Source organism: Stenotrophomonas sp. TWI1183, from assembly GCF_039673115.1.
Classification (GTDB): domain Bacteria; phylum Pseudomonadota; class Gammaproteobacteria; order Xanthomonadales; family Xanthomonadaceae; genus Stenotrophomonas; species Stenotrophomonas maltophilia_AA.
Genome location: NZ_JBDJKZ010000013.1, coordinates 101126 through 116143 on the forward strand (window position 1 = coordinate 101126; position 15018 = coordinate 116143).

General features: G+C 67.1%; 16 protein-coding genes. 13 read left to right on the forward strand and 3 right to left on the reverse strand.

Going from position 1 to position 15018, the window contains the following annotated elements:
- Window positions 1-75: 75 nt before the first annotated feature.
- From ABE434_RS13100 to flgA, 3 genes are all read right to left on the reverse strand, one after another.
- A complete protein-coding gene (locus ABE434_RS13100; protein ID WP_172407607.1) occupies window positions 76-408 on the reverse strand; it encodes a flagellar protein FlgN in 333 nt (110 codons plus the stop codon).
- A gap of 2 nt (window positions 409-410) precedes the next feature.
- The gene (gene flgM, locus ABE434_RS13105; protein ID WP_319209369.1) at window positions 411-713 is read right to left on the reverse strand and encodes a flagellar biosynthesis anti-sigma factor FlgM; all 303 of its coding nucleotides are present in this window, start codon (window positions 711-713) and stop codon (window positions 411-413) included.
- A 109-nt stretch (window positions 714-822) separates the two neighbouring features.
- Window positions 823-1470, reverse strand: a complete 648-nt coding sequence (gene flgA / locus ABE434_RS13110; protein WP_179458976.1) for a flagellar basal body P-ring formation chaperone FlgA — start codon at window positions 1468-1470, stop codon at window positions 823-825.
- A 105-nt stretch (window positions 1471-1575) separates the two neighbouring features.
- On the opposite strand from flgA, the gene ABE434_RS13115 reads away from it, so the two are divergent.
- The 13 genes from ABE434_RS13115 (at window position 1576) to ABE434_RS13175 (ending at window position 14836) form a co-directional block, all read left to right on the forward strand.
- Window positions 1576-2520 (forward strand): chemotaxis protein, encoded by a 945-nt coding sequence (locus ABE434_RS13115; RefSeq protein WP_176989010.1) that lies wholly within the window; start codon window positions 1576-1578, stop codon window positions 2518-2520.
- Window positions 2521-2599: 79 nt separating this feature from the next.
- Entirely contained in the window at window positions 2600-2995 is a 396-nt protein-coding gene (flgB, locus tag ABE434_RS13120; protein ID WP_176989011.1) for a flagellar basal body rod protein FlgB, read from the forward strand.
- A 3-nt stretch (window positions 2996-2998) separates the two neighbouring features.
- Window positions 2999-3406: a flagellar basal body rod protein FlgC gene (flgC, locus tag ABE434_RS13125; protein ID WP_088435081.1), complete on the forward strand. Its 408-nt coding sequence runs from the start codon at window positions 2999-3001 to the stop codon at window positions 3404-3406.
- A 26-nt stretch (window positions 3407-3432) separates the two neighbouring features.
- Window positions 3433-4119: a flagellar hook capping FlgD N-terminal domain-containing protein gene (locus tag ABE434_RS13130; RefSeq protein ID WP_346479150.1), complete on the forward strand. Its 687-nt coding sequence runs from the start codon at window positions 3433-3435 to the stop codon at window positions 4117-4119.
- 31 nt (window positions 4120-4150) lie between these two features.
- Window positions 4151-5374: a flagellar hook protein FlgE gene (gene flgE, locus ABE434_RS13135; RefSeq protein WP_346479151.1), complete on the forward strand. Its 1224-nt coding sequence runs from the start codon at window positions 4151-4153 to the stop codon at window positions 5372-5374.
- Between the two features lie 32 nt (window positions 5375-5406).
- Window positions 5407-6162: a flagellar basal body rod protein FlgF gene (locus ABE434_RS13140; RefSeq protein WP_346479152.1), complete on the forward strand. Its 756-nt coding sequence runs from the start codon at window positions 5407-5409 to the stop codon at window positions 6160-6162.
- Between the two features lie 104 nt (window positions 6163-6266).
- Entirely contained in the window at window positions 6267-7052 is a 786-nt protein-coding gene (flgG, locus tag ABE434_RS13145; RefSeq protein WP_102788470.1) for a flagellar basal-body rod protein FlgG, read from the forward strand.
- Between the two features lie 22 nt (window positions 7053-7074).
- Window positions 7075-7767 carry a flagellar basal body L-ring protein FlgH gene (gene flgH, locus ABE434_RS13150; RefSeq protein WP_176989016.1) on the forward strand — a complete coding sequence of 231 codons (693 nt, stop codon included), beginning with the start codon at window positions 7075-7077 and terminating at the stop codon, window positions 7765-7767.
- Between the two features lie 43 nt (window positions 7768-7810).
- Complete coding sequence (locus ABE434_RS13155; protein ID WP_346479159.1) at window positions 7811-8929, forward strand: flagellar basal body P-ring protein FlgI; 1119 nt, start codon at window positions 7811-7813, stop codon at window positions 8927-8929.
- A 1-nt stretch (window position 8930) separates the two neighbouring features.
- Entirely contained in the window at window positions 8931-10145 is a 1215-nt protein-coding gene (gene flgJ / locus ABE434_RS13160; RefSeq protein ID WP_176989017.1) for a flagellar assembly peptidoglycan hydrolase FlgJ, read from the forward strand.
- An 8-nt stretch (window positions 10146-10153) separates the two neighbouring features.
- Window positions 10154-12034, forward strand: a complete 1881-nt coding sequence (flgK, locus tag ABE434_RS13165) for a flagellar hook-associated protein FlgK (RefSeq protein WP_346479153.1) — start codon at window positions 10154-10156, stop codon at window positions 12032-12034.
- A complete protein-coding gene (flgL, locus tag ABE434_RS13170) occupies window positions 12031-13233 on the forward strand; it encodes a flagellar hook-associated protein FlgL (protein ID WP_346479154.1) in 1203 nt (400 codons plus the stop codon). Before flgK ends, flgL begins: the two co-directional genes overlap by 4 nt.
- Before the next feature lie 370 nt (window positions 13234-13603).
- On the forward strand, window positions 13604-14836 hold the full coding sequence (locus ABE434_RS13175; protein WP_346479155.1) for a flagellin: 1233 nt from the start codon (window positions 13604-13606) through the stop codon (window positions 14834-14836).
- Window positions 14837-15018 lie beyond the last annotated feature (182 nt).

The following is a 15018-nucleotide window of genomic DNA, read 5'->3' on the forward strand; positions in this document are numbered from 1 at the left end:
AGGCAGCAGGAAACAGGCGCTCAATATACGCGGTGACGTTCACATAGGCAGCCCGGGGCCGCCAGACGGGGGAGATCAGGCGACCGCGAGCGGCCGCCGGGTGTTGAGCGTGTGCGACTGGCCCTTGGCATCGTACGCCGCCGCATCTTCGCTGCGACCGAGCTGGCGCAGCGCCCAGTTGACCTCGCGGCGGCGCCGCGAGAGCAGCACACCGTTGGCGCGGTTGCGCTCGGCCAGCTCCTGCACGCGCTCGGCCTGGCCGAGCGGCAGGGCCGCCTCGAGGGCCCGCAGGGCCTCCAGCTTGGCGCCGGTCGCGCGGATCAGGGCCTGCACGTCATGCTCGACCAATGCCTGGCGTTCGACGTCCAGGGCATCGCTGAGGCGCTGCAGCGGCTCGCTCATCGCCAGCTTCATCCCTGCAGCTGCTGGTCCAGCTCAAGCATGCGCGACGCGATCGCGTCGGGGTTGATCTTGTAGGTGCCGTTCTGCAGCGAATCGCGCACGGCCTGGACACGGGCCGCGTCGATCGCCGGGGCGGTGGACAGTTCGCGCTGCATCGCCTGCAGGCTGGTGGCTTCGCCGGTCAGGCGCAGGCTGTCAGCGGCTTCCACCGGGCGGGCCGGTGCATCGGTGCTGACGCTCGGCTTGGTGCCCGGAGCGACGCTGCGCAGATGGGCGGTGGCCTGCAGGTTGCCGTCGATTTTCTGGCTCATGGAGTTGTCCTGGGAATGCGGTTCACAAGGGATAACGGCCGGTCGGGCGCCATCTTTAGGGGAATATTGCAGGTTTTACGGGAAATCTGGCCCGTATTCACACTCGTGTTCAGCGCGTCACTAAAACGTCACCGCTGGCCGCGACGGTGCCCTGCACGATCTTGCGCGAGGAAAGGTTCTCGACCGAGACCCGCTCGTTCTCGCCGGCATCGGCCATGGCGCGGCCGGCGACCCGGACCTCCACCCCGCCCCGCCGCGACACCAGCGCGACACTGTCGCCCCGGCGCACCAGCCGCTGCGCGACCAGGTCATTGGCCGAGAGCAGGCTGCCGGCGCTCAGGGTCCTGCGTGCCACGCGGCCGACGGCGGCGGCCGGATCGGCCAACGCAGCACCGGCGATCCGGGCCGCATCACGCTGGCCGGTAGTGATATCGGCCGCCGACAGGGTTTCTCCAGCGGCGACGCCCCGGTTGAGAATGAGCACGGTCTGGTTGCGGCGCACCTTTACCGGCACGAACAGGCGCCAGCCGCCCGCATCGGGGCAGCTGACCTCCACGGTGCTGGTGCCGGTCGGCTGCGCCGCCAGCGGCTGGCCACAGGCCGGCAGGCGCAGGGCCGAGTCCAGCGTGGTGTCACCTTCACTGCCGGCCGGCAAGGTGCCCAGCGCCGCCTGGCGGATGCTGTCCACCGGCTGCCAGCCACCGGCCGCCCAGGCGGGTGCCGCCAGCAGCAGCGCGGCAAAGACAAGAGAACGCATGGGCACTCCAGGGGCAAGGAACATGCGCAGCACGATGCAAGCCCCATGCCGAACCGGCGTGCACGCCGCGCTCAAGTCATCGCCGCCGCCGCCGATACCAAGCCCATGTCCCATGACCTGCTCAACCGCATCGACCAGCGTACGCGACTGGCCGGCCACAATCGTCTGGCCCTGCTGCTGTTCCGGCTGGGTGGACGTCAGCTTTTTGGCGTGAATGTCTTCAAGGTGCAGGAAGTCCTGCGCCGTCCGGGCCTGTTCCAGGTCCCCGGGCTGCCCAGCCAGTTCGCCGGTGTGGCCGATGTACGTGGCCGTTCGGTGCCGGTGCTGGACCTGGGCCTGGCGATCGGCCACCCCGAGCGTGAGCCCGATGCCGACAAGGCGCCGGGCTATCTGGTGGTGACCGAGTTCAACCGCTCGATCCAGGGATTCCTGGTCAGCGGTGTGGAACGCATCGTCAACATCGCGGTGGAGGACATCCACCCGCCGCCGGAACTGGGCGCTGAATCGAGCTACCTGACCGCCGTCACCCGCTTCCAGGGCGAGCTGATCCAGGTGATCGACGTGGAAAGCGTGCTGGCCGACATCGCCGAGATCCGCGGCGAGGCGGTGCTGGACCCCTCCATGGCCCTGCCCGCCGATGCCCCGCCGATGCAGGTGCTGGTAGTGGACGACTCGCGCGTGGCCCGCCAGCAGATCCGCAGCGTGCTCGACCAGCTGGGGGTCGGGGCGACCCTGCTCTCGGACGGCAAGCAGGCGCTGGACCATCTGCTGCAGATCCACGCGTCGGGCGAAAACCCCGCCGAGCGCTACGCCATGGTCATCTCCGATATCGAGATGCCGGCGATGGATGGCTACACCCTGACGACGGAAATCCGGCGTCACCCGGGCCTGGCCGGCCTGTACGTGCTGCTGCACACCTCCCTGTCGGGCGTGTTCAACAACGCGATGGTCGAGCGGGTCGGGGCGAACGCCTTCGTGGCCAAGTACTCCCCGCATGAGCTGGCGGACTTCCTGCTGGACCGCCTGCGCAAGGTGGCGATGGCGGCGTAACACGCCGCCGCGGACCGGCCCGCCGCCCCTCTGGCACGCCGCTTGCACTGCCCCAGGCATCGTCCCGTGGGAGTGCGTCATGCCCAATCTGATTTCGAACTATCTGGGTGTCCATGCCCAGGCCATGCCGTTGCGCGAGCAGCGGATGAAGCTGATCGCCAGCAACCTGAGCAATGCCGACACCCCCGGGTACAAGGCCCAGGACCTGGACTTCGATGCCGCCCTGCGCAATGCCCAGGGACTGGATGCCAATGGTCTGATGAAGACCACCAGCGAGAAGCACTATGAGATCGGCGGCGGGTTGAACCCGTTCCAGATCGCCAAGGACGGCGTGCAGCCGAGCATCGACGGCAACACCGTCGACCCGGATGCCGAACGTGCCGCCTACGGCCGCGCCGCGCTGGAATACCGCGCTTCGCTGAGCTTCGTCGAATCCAAGGTGCGCTCCATGCTCACCGCGATCACGGGGCAATAAGCCATGAGCAACCTGCCCATCTTCGATATCGCCGGCTCCGCGCTGCAGGCGCAGTCCGTGCGCATGAGCACCATCGCCTCCAACCTCTCCAACGCCGACACCGTCGCCGGCTCGGCCGATGCGGTCTACAAGCCGCTGGAGCCGATCTTCCAGTCGGTGACCAGCCGCACCGACCCGAACATCACCACGGTGCAGGTCAAGGAGATCAGCCAGAGCAACGCCGCGCCGATCCAGCGCTACGAGCCCGGCCACCCGCTGGCCGATGCCGACGGCTACATCTACCAGCCCGACGTGGACCCGGTCGCGCAGATGGTCAACCTGATCTCGACCTCGCGCAATTACCAGGCGGGCGTGGAAATGCTGACCACCGCCAAGGAACTGGCGCTGGCCACGCTGACCATGGGTCGCTGACCCTCTTACCGCAGGAATCCACTCCCATGAGCAGCACCAACGGCGTTGGCCAGAACAGCAGCGACATCTACACCGCGCTGGGCCTGAACGCACCCAACAGCGATACCAGCAAGAAGAAGAGCACCCTGGACCAGGCCGATTTCATGCGCCTGATGACCGAGCAGCTGCGCCACCAGGATCCGCTCAAGCCGATGGACAACACCCAGATGGTCGCGCAGATGGCGCAGCTGTCGCAGGTCCAGGGCATCACCGACCTCAACAACACGGTCAAGGGCTTCCAGGATTCGATGTCCAGCGACCAGATCCTGCGCGGCGCGGCCCTGGTCGGCCACGAAGTGCTGGTGCCGTCGGAGAAGCTCGCGCTGGAGAAGGAAGGCGATGTCACCGGCATGGTCGCCGCGCCCGGCGCCGGCTTCGTGACGGTGGACATCACCGACGCCAACGGCGTCAAGGTCAACCAGATCAGCGTCGAAGCCAAGGCCTCCGGCGAAGTCTCCTTCGACTGGGACGGCAAGGATGCCAACGGCAACCGCATGGCAGAAGGCACCTACACCATCGCGGCCTCGCACACCGATACCGCCGGCACCAAGACCAAGCTCAACACCTACGTGCAGGCCCCGGTGGAGAGCGTCACGGTCGGCACGGACGGCCTGTACCTCAACCTCAAGGGTCTGGGCACGGCCCCGATCGACTACGTGCTCCGCATCAGCTGAGCCGCCCCACCCGCATCCACAGGAGCATCCCATGGGCTTCAACGTCTCGTTGTCCGGCATCAACGCAGCCAATGCCGATCTGAGCGTCACCGCGAACAACATCGCCAACGTCAACACCACCGGCTTCAAGCAGTCGCGCGCCGAGTTCGCCGATCTGTTCTCGGCCACCAGCTACGGCCTGTCCAAGAATGCGGTCGGCTCGGGCGTGCGTCTGACCAACGTCGCCCAGCAGTTCTCGCAGGGCAACAACGAACAGACCGGGCGCAGCCTGGACATGGCCATTTCCGGTGAGGGCTTCTTCACCCTGAACATGAACGGCTCGCGCGTGTACTCGCGTGCCGGCAACTTCCAGACCGACCAGGCCGGTTATGTGACCAACCCGCAGGGTGCGCGCCTGCAGGTGTTCGCGCCCAACGCCGACGGCACCAACTTCGATGCCGGCCGCCTGACCGACCTGCAGCTGCTGACCACCGACAGCCCGCCCAAGCAGACCGGCAAGGTCGATGTCAGCTTCACCCTGCCGGCCAACGCCAAGGAACCGACGGTCGACACCTTCGACCCGACCGATTCCAACAGCTACAACCACTCCACCGGCGGCATCACCGTGTATGACTCGCTGGGCGTGAGCCACACCCAGACCTCCTACTTCGTGAAGACCGGAAACCCGAACGAGTGGCAGGTCTACAACTATGTGGACGGCAAGGCGGCCGGTACCCCGACCACGCTGCAGTTCTCCGACGGCGGCGCTCTGACCAGCCCGGCCAACGGCCAGATCGTGATGGACCCGTTCACCCCGACCACCGGCGCCGGCGTGCTGTCGATGTCGCTGAATCTGAGTGGCTCGACCCAGTACGGGGAGAAGTTCGCGCTGCGCAACACCCAGCAGGACGGCTACGCGGCGGGCAAGCTCAACGAGATCACCGTCTCCGAAGAAGGCATCGTCTACGCGCGCTACTCCAACGGCGACGACAAGCCGCTGGGCCAGGTCGCACTGACCACCTTCAACAACGCGCAGGGCCTGGAAGCCAAGGGCAACAACCTGTGGACGGAGAGCTTCGCCTCCGGCACGCCGCGCACCGGTTCGCCGGACAGCTCCAACCTGGGCAAGATCCAGGCCGGTTCGCTGGAAGCCTCGACGGTCGACCTGACCGAGCAGCTGGTCAACATGATCACCGCCCAGCGCAACTTCCAGGCCAACTCGCAGATGGTCTCCACGCAGGACCAGATCACCCAGACCATCATCAACCTGCGTTGATGAGCCACTGACCGCAACACGGGAAAACACCGATGGACAAGGCACTCTACGTCGCGATGACCGGTGCACGTGCGTCCCTGCAGGCGCAGGGCACGCTGTCGCACAACCTGGCCAACACCGACACCCCCGGCTTCAAGGAGGCGCTCGCCAATACCGAAGCCTTCCCGATCAAGGGGACCGGCTACGCCTCGCGCGTGGATGCCCTGCACGTGGACGCCGGCTTCAACCGGCGCATGGGCGCCCAGCAGATCACCGGCAACCCGCTGGATCTGTCCCTGCAGGCCGGCAACTGGCTGGCCGTGCAGGCGCCCGGCGCCAATGCCGGCGAGGCGTATACCCGCGGTGCGGCCCTCTCGATCACGCCCAATGGCCAGCTGGTGACGGCCGGCGGCCATCCGGTCCTGGATGAGAACAGCAACCCGATCGCGATCCCGCCTCACCAGGCGATGGACATCGGCAACGACGGCACGATCTCGATCATTCCGCTGGGCGAAGGCCCGCAGACGATGGCCAACATCGGCCGCATCCGCGTGGTGCAGGCCGAGGATGCGCGGCTGGAGCGCGGCCTGGACGGGCTGATGCGCAACACCGACCCGCAGCAGGCGTTCGTGCAGGCCCAGGGCAAGTCGCTGGAAAGCGGCCAGCTGGAAGGCAGCAACGTCGATGCGGCCGGTGCGCTGGTGCAGATGATCCAGCTGCAGCGCCAGTACGAAATGCAGGTGAAGGTGATCAAGCACGGCGACGACAACGCCCGCAGCGCCAACAGTCTGCTGCGCCTCGGCAGCTGATCGCCCCGGTGACGTAATCCCGGCGCAGTTGTGGCACGCGCCATGCATTGCCCTTCGCAAGGGCCGCACCACGCGGCCATCCGCTACAACACAGGAATGACGCCATGAACCAGGCATTGTGGATCGCCAAGACCGGACTGGATGCGCAGCAGACGCGCATGTCGGTGGTTTCCAACAACCTCGCCAACACCAACACCACCGGTTTCAAGCAGGACCGTGCCAGCTTCGAAGACCTGCTGTACCAGCAGGTCCGTCAGCCGGGCGGTGCCTCGTCGGCGCAGACCCAGCTTCCCTCGGGCCTGCAGCTGGGTACCGGTGTGCGCGTGGTGGCCACCTCCAAGAATTTCGAGCAGGGCAGCCAGCAGCAGACCGGCCGCGCGCTGGATGTGATGGTCAATGGCCGCGGCTTCTTTGAAGTACAGATGCCGGACGGTTCCTCGGCGTACACGCGCGATGGCTCGTTCCAGCGCAACCAGGATGGCGAGCTGGTCACCAACAGCGGCTACCCGGTGCAGCCGGGCATCCAGATTCCCGAAGGCGCCCAGTCGCTCACCATCGGCACCGACGGCACCATCAGTGTGAAGATGGCCGATGACGCCGCCTCGGTGGAAATCGGCGCGTTGACCCTGACCGACTTCGTCAATCCGGCCGGCCTGCAGGCCCGTGGTGAAAACCTGTTCCTGGAAACCACCGCCTCCGGCCCCGCGCAGAACGGCAATCCCGGCCTCAACGGCCTGGGCACCGTGGTGCAGGGCGCGCTGGAAGGCAGCAACGTCAACGTGGTGGAAGAGCTGGTCTCGATGATCGAAACCCAGCGCGCCTACGAAATGAACGCCAAGGCGATCTCCACCACCGACGCGATGCTCGGCTATCTCAACCAGAACGTCTGATCGGTCGACCCGGGAACCTGCCATGTCGCGTCTTGCCCCTACCCTCCGCCTGCTCGCCGCCGCCGTCATCGTCGCCACCTTGAGTGGCTGCGTGATCGCCGGCGATGTGCGTCCCTACCCGGCCATGGCCCCGGTCGAACCGGTCATGCCGCCGTCGGCCCAGGCCACGGCCGGCGCGATCTACGCCGCCGGCCCGGGCCTGCAGCTGTACTCGGACCGTCGCGCACGCGATGTCGGTGACCTGCTCACGATCACCCTGACCGAGAACACCACCGCGCAGACCACCGCCAACACCTCCACCTCGAAAGAGTCGGAGCTGAGCATCGGCACGCCGACGATCTTCGGTGCACCGGTGACGCTGGGCGGCAAGGACATCCTCAGCGCCAGCGCCGCCGGTTCGCGCGATTTCACCGGCAAGGGCACCAGCGCGCAGAGCAACCGCCTGCAGGGCAGCGTGACCGTCACCGTGATCCAGCGCCTGCCCAACGGCAACCTCGTCGTGCAGGGCGCCAAGAACCTGCGCCTGAACCGTGGCGATGAGCTGGTGCAGGTGCAGGGCATCGTGCGTGCGGCGGACATCTTCCCGGACAACACCATTCCCTCCAGCCGTGTTGCCGATGCCCGCATCGTCTACGGCGGCCGCGGCGCGATCGCCCAATCCAATGCGATGGGCTGGTTGAGCCGCTTCTTCAACTCGGCGTTGTCGCCGTACTGAGCCTGACATGACTTTCTTCCTCTCCCTGTTCGGGCAGCGACGCATGGTGTCGCGCTACAACACGACGCGGGCGGTGCTGGCGCTGCTGGCCGTGTTCGCGCTGGCTGCGCCTGCTTCCGCCGAGCGCATCAAGGATCTCGCCCAGGTCGGCGGCGTGCGCGGCAACGCGCTGGTCGGGTACGGCCTGGTGGTCGGCCTGGATGGCAGCGGCGACCGCACCAGCCAGGCGCCCTTCACCGTGCAGAGCCTGAAGAACCTGCTCGGCGAACTGGGCGTCAACGTGCCGGCCAACGTCAATCCACAGCTGAAGAACGTGGCGGCCGTGGCCATCCACGCCGAACTGCCGCCCTTCGCCAAGCCGGGCCAGCCGATCGACATCACCGTCTCATCGGTGGGCAACGCGGTCTCGCTGCGCGGTGGCTCGCTGCTGATGGCGCCGCTGCGCGGTGCCGACGGGCAGGTCTATGCGATCGCCCAGGGCAACCTGATCGTCGGCGGCTTCGGGGTGCAGGGCAAGGATGGCTCGCGGGTCTCGGTCAACGTGCCCAGCGTCGGCCGCATTCCCAACGGCGCCACCGTGGAGCGTGCCCTGCCGGATGTGTTCAGCGGCGGCGGCGACATCACCCTGAACCTGCACAAGAACGACTTCACCACGGTCTCGCGGATGGTGGCGGCGTTGAACAATGCTTTTGGCGACGGCGCTGCGCGCGCCATCGATGGCGTCACCGTGTCGGTGCAGTCGCCGTCCGATCCGGGCGCCCGCATCGGTCTGCTGGCCCGTATCGAAAACCTGGAACTCACGCCCGGCAGCGCGCCGGCCAAGGTGGTGGTCAATTCGCGGACCGGCACGGTGGTCATCGGTTCGCAGGTGCGCGTCGGCGCGGCCGCGATCTCGCATGGCTCGCTGACGGTGACCATCAACGAGAACCTCAACGTCAGCCAGCCGGGTGCGTTCAGCGGCGGCCAGACGGCGGTCACGCCACAGTCGACCATCACCGCGACCAACGATGGCAGCCGCATGTTCAAGTTCAACGGCGGCACCACCCTGGATGAAATCGTGCACGCGGTGAATGCCGTGGGCGCCGCCCCGGGCGATCTGATCGCCATCCTGGAAGCCCTCAAGCAGGCCGGCGCGCTCAGCGCCGAACTCGAGGTGATCTGACATGCGCATCCAACCGGCCCTGGAACTCAATCCCGCCCAGCCCAACAGCCCGGCCAAGGTCGACAAGGTCGCCCGCCAGCTGGAGGGCCAGTTCGCGCAGATGCTGATCAAGAGCATGCGCGAGGCGAGCTTCGGCGATTCGCTGTTCCCCGGCGAAAACACCATGTTCCGCGAGATGTACGACCAGAAGATCGCCGACGCGATGACCCGCGGCCGTGGCCTCGGCCTGTCGAGCATGATCGCGCGCCAGTTGGGCGGCGCCGAAGGCGACGCGGCCAAGCCAGTCGACACCACGCTCAACCCGGCCGCCGCCCTGCGCGCCTACCGCCTCAATGCACCCGCCGCGGCCATGCCGCTGCCGGCCAGCGCCGCGCCGTCGGTGCCGCGCGAGGTCGATCTGCTGCAGCAACTGGGTGGCGGTGAGCCTTCCGCCGTGCTGCAGCCGATGGAACGCGCCCTGGACCTGATTGCCGGCCGGGAAAGCAGCCAGATGCATGAGGCCATCGGCCGCAATGATCCGTACGCGGCGGTCGCGGAAACCGATCCGGCCGCGGCCGACTGGGCGATGGCCGATGACCGCTGGAGCGGCGTCAACCGCACCGCGACGGCCGGCCCCAGTGCGGTCGACAGCCTGGCCGCCTCCACCGCCGCCGCTGAACTCGGTCCGCATACCCCGGCCGGCTTCGTCGCCAGCATCTGGGGTCACGCCCAGCAGGCCGCGCGCGAACTGGGCGTGGATGCCAAGGCACTGGTCGCCCAGGCCGCACTGGAAACCGGCTGGGGCCGCAAGCTGGTCCGCCGCAGTGGTGGCGACAGTTCGCACAACCTGTTCGGGATCAAGGCCAATGGCTGGCAGGGCGAGCGCGCCACCAGCGGCACCCACGAGTACGTCAACGGCGTGCGCCGCAACGAAACCGCGAGTTTCCGCGCCTACAACTCGGTGGGCGAGAGCTTCGCCGACTACGTGCGCCTGCTGAAAACCAGCCCGCGTTACCAGAATGCCCTGCAGGCCGGCAGCGACGTGCGCAGCTTCGCCCAAGGGTTGCAGCGCGCCGGCTATGCCACCGACCCGACCTACGCAGCCAAGATCGCCGCGATTGCCGGCGGCCCGACCATCGAGCGCGCCGTCGCGGCGGTGAGCGATGCCGGCCAGCGCCTGGGCCGCACTTTTGCCAGCACCGCCAGCCCGACCGGGCTGGGTGTCATCCGTCGTTGAGGTAATCCATGTCCAGCGTACTCTCCACCGGCACCAGCGCCCTGCTCGCCTTCCAGCGGGCGCTGGCGACCACCAGCCATAACGTCGCCAACATCAAAACGCCGGGTTACAGCCGGCAGAAGGTGGACTTCGCCACGGCCGACCCGCAGAACTACGGGTACGGCGACGTGGGCAATGGCACCCGCATCACCGATGTCCGCCGCGTCGCCGATCAGCTGGCGATCTCGCGGCTGCTCGATGGCAGCGGCGAACTGGCGCGCCTGAAGCAGCTCTCCACCATGGCCGACCGTGTCGATGCGATGTTCTCGGACAAAGCCACCAACGTCGCCGGGGTCTGGTCGAACTTCTTCGATTCGGTCAGCGGGCTCTCCTCCAATGCCTCCGGCAGCGCCGACCGGCAGAACATGCTGGACAGCGGCAAGACCCTGGCCAACCGCTTCCAGCAGCTCAATACCCAGCTCAACAACCTCAACGGCGAGGTCAACAACGGCCTGATCGCCGGTGCCACCGAGATCAACCGGCTGGCCCAGGAAATCGCCCAGCTAAACGGCGCGATCGGCGGCAATGCGGCGACCGCCGCACCGGACCTGCTCGACCGCCGCGACCAGCTGATCGCCAATCTCGTCGGCTACACCGGCGGCACCGCGGTGATGCAGGACGGCGGGCTGATGAACGTCTACACCGCCGGTGGCCAGGCGCTGGTGGTCGGCACGACGGCCTCCAAGGTCACCACCGTGACCGACCCCTACCAGCCCGAGCGGCTGCAGCTGGCGCTGGAAAGCCAGGGCCAGAAGATCACCATCGAGGGCAAGACGCTCGGCGGCCAGATCGGCGGCCTGCTGGAGTTCCGCGACACGGTGCTGACCCCGGCCCAGGCCGAGCTGGGCAAGCTGGCGATCGGCATGGCCAGCAGCTTCAACGATGTCCACCGCCAGGGCGCGGATCTGTACGGCAACATGGGCGGTGACTTCTTCACCATCGGCAATCCGCGCATCACCGCCAACAGCGCCAACACCGGCACGGCCAGCATGAGCGCCAGCTTCGGTGATCTCTCCAAGCTGGACGGCCAGAACATCGTGATGAAGTTCGATGGCACCCAGTGGCAGGCCACCCGCGCCGACACCGGCGCCAGCATTCCGATGACCGGCAGCGGCACCGCGGCCGACCCGCTGGTCCTCAATGGCGTCTCGCTGGTCATGAGCGGCACCCCGGCCAAGGATGACCGCTTCCTGCTGCAGCCCACCGCAGGCGTGGCCGGCAGCATGGAAGTGGCGATCACCGACATCTCCCGCATCGCCGCGGCCGCCCCGATCAAGGGCACCGCCGCGATGGCCAACACCGGCAGCGGCAAGCTGACCGGCGTCAAGGTGACCGATCCCGACAACGCCGCGCTGCGCAATCCGGCGGCGATCGTGTTCACCAGTGCCACCGAATACACCATCAACGGGGTCGGCCCGAACACCTACACCGCCGGCCAGACCATCACCGCGAACGGCTGGAGCTTCGTCCTGGATGGCGCGCCCAAGCTGGGGGACACCTTCAACATCGGGCCGACCCCGGCCGGCTCCTCGGACAACAGCAACGCCCTGCTGCTGGCCAAGGTCGAGCAGGCCAAGACCTTCAATGACGGCACGGTCACGCTCAGTGGCGCCCTGGGCGGCCTGACCACTCAGGTCGGCGCGGCCGCCCGTTCCGCGGAGTATTCCCTGCAGGCACAGCAGGTGATCACCGACCAGGCCCAGGCCGCGCGCGACTCGATCTCCGGGGTGAACCTGGATGAAGAGGCCTCGGACATGCTCCGCCTGCAGCAGGCCTACCAGGCCGCCTCGCAGCTGATCTCCACCGCCGACAACATGTTCCAGACCATCCTCGGAGCCGTCTCGCGATGAACAACCGCATTTCCACCGGCATGATGTTCAATCAGTCGGTGTCCCTGATGCTTGCCTCGCAGGCGAAAATGAGCCACCTCGAGCGCCAGATCGCCACCGGCAGCAAGATCGTCTCGGCCAAGGACGATCCGGTCTCGGCCGGCAGCGCAGTGGGGCTGGACCGCACCCTGGCCTCGCTGGACCGCATGCAGCTCAACGCCGGCAACGTGCAGAACCGGCTCGGCCTGCAGGAAAACGCGCTGGCCCAGGTCGGCGACATGATGGGCCGCATCACCGAGCTGACCATCTACGCCAACAACCCCGGCCTGGCTGCGGCCGACAAGCAGTCCCTGGTCACGGAAATCGAGGCGATCCGCGGCAATCTGCTCGCGGTGGCCAACAGTACCGACGGCACCGGCCGCTATCTGTTCGGTGGTACGGATGATGGCAGCCCGCCGTTCAGCCAGGTCGATGGTCGCGTCGTCTACAACGGCGACCAGAACCAGCGCCAGGTCGAAGTCGGTCCGGACACCTACGTGCAGGATGCCCTGCCCGGCAGCGAGATCTTCATGCGCATCGTCACCGGCGACGGGCATGTGGACGGCAAGGCCGGCACCGGCAACACCGGCAGCGGCGTGCTGACCAACGTCACCCGCGACAGCGACGGCAGCTGGAACGGCGAGGGTTTCAGCGTGCGCTTCACCGCCGCCGACGCCTACGACCTGCTCGATGCCGGCGGCAACGTGGTGTCCAGCGGCACCCTGAAAGCCGGCGACGACGTGGTGGTCAACGGCGTGCGCCTGCATATCGACGGTGCGCCGGCGGCGGGCGACACCTTCGAGGTCAGCCCGGCCGCCAGCCGCGACATCTTCGGCACGCTGGATTCACTGATCGGCGCACTGAAGATGGATACCGGCACCCCCGCCCAGCAGGCGGCCCAGCAGAACCTCCTGCAGAGCGGCCTGCGCGACGTGGCCCGTGCCTCGGAGCGCATGATCGACTCACGCGCCGCCGGCGGCGCCCAGCTCAAGGCGCTGGACAACGCGTCCGACATGCGCGAATCGAACGTGGTCACGCTCAAGACCACGCTCTCGCAGATGCGCGACCTGGACTACGCGGACGCACTGAGCCAGTACCAGCTGGAGAAGACCGCCCTGCAGGCGGCCCAGACCCTGTTCTCGCAGATGCAGTCGATGTCGCTGTTCAACATGATCCGCTGACCCGCCGAAAACCTTGGGTTGGCCTGAAGGCCGCGATGCTTTGAGCATCGCGGCCTTTTTCGTTCTGGGGCGGGCGCGCCGCCTGCCCGGCGTCCCGTGTCACTGCCGGGACGCCCTTGGCACAGGTCTCCGCGGGAGACCTGCCCTGCATTTCCAGGCCTGCGGCGGCCGAACGCCCCGCCCGGCCCCGCTGCGGCCCATGAAAGCCAGGCGCCTCCCCCGCCCCTGCAAATCCGCGTGAATCTCCGCCTAAAGGTTGTTGACAAAGCGCCGTTATTGATTTGGCAACAGCGAAGCACACAGCCAAAAACAAATAAACGGCGGCGCTTCGTTCCATTCACCACCGGGATTCCAATAAGGGAGACGACCCATGGCACAGGTAATCAACACCAATACGATGTCGCTCAACGCTCAGCGCAACCTGAGCACCAGCGGCAGCTCGCTCGCTACCACCATCCAGCGCCTGTCGTCGGGCCTGCGCATCAACAGCGCAAAAGACGACGCCGCCGGCCTGGCGATTTCCGAGCGCTTCGGCACCCAGATCCGCGGCACCGATGTCGCGATCCGCAACGCAAACGACGGTATCTCGCTGGCCCAGGTCGCCGAAGGTTCGTTGAACGAAGTCGGCAACAACCTGCAGCGTATCCGCGAACTGGCCGTGCAGGCGTCAAACGCCACCAATTCCACCAGCGATCGCAAGGCCCTGCAGGCGGAAGTCACCCAGCTGGTCAGCGAAATCGACCGCGTCGCCAAGCAGGCGGACTTCAACGGGACCAAGCTGCTGGACGGCAGCTTCACCAGCCAGCTGTTCCAGGTCGGCGCCAATGCCGGTCAGGCGATCGCCATCAACAGCGTGGTCAATGCCAAGGCAGACTCGCTCGGCGCCGCCAGCTTCGCCAATGTCTATGAAGGCACCAGCCTGGCTGCCGGCGACAAGGCAACGGCTGACTCTGTGTTCTCGCAGCTGCAGGTCGTCGTCACCGCTGACGGTGGCACCGCGACCCCGATCAACATCGGCGACATCACGGTCAAGGCCGGCGAATCGATCACCGCGGCCACGGCCGCCGCGATCAACGGCAAGCTGGGCGAAACCGGCGTCATGGCGAAGGTCGACAACGGCGTGATCAGCCTGACCTCGGTCAAGGCCGGGCAGAGTTTCGCGCTGGACGCGGCCGGCCCGGTCTCCACCTCGACGGATCCGGTCCCGGCTCCGGTGGGAGACTTGACCAACGTAGGCCTGAATACCGCGGATCCGGATGGCGGCACCCTCACCGGCGTGACCAGCAGCTTCGTCAAGGACCTGGACGTCACCACTGCCGAGGGCGCGCAGCAGGCCCTGGAAATCGTCGACAAGGCCTTGGAATCGGTCAACAGCGTCCGCGCCGACCTCGGCGCGATCCAGAACCGCTTCACCTCGGTCGTGGCCAATCTGCAGACCTCCTCCGAGAACCTGTCGGCCTCCCGTAGCCGCATCCGCGACACGGACTTCGCCAAGGAAACCGCGGAACTGACCCGTACCCAGATCCTGCAGCAGGCCGGCACCGCGATGCTGGCCCAGGCCAACCAGGTACCCCAGAACGTGCTCAGCCTGTTGCAGCGCTGACATGCGACGCCCCTGAAGCACGTCAGGGGCGGCTAACCCAACTCACGTGCAACTGCTCAAGGACCCTTCCTCATGGCACAAGTCATCAACACCAATACGATGTCGTTGAATGCTCAGCGTAACCTGAGCACCAGCGGCAGCTCCCTGGCCACCACCATCCAGCGCCTGTCGTCGGGTTCGCG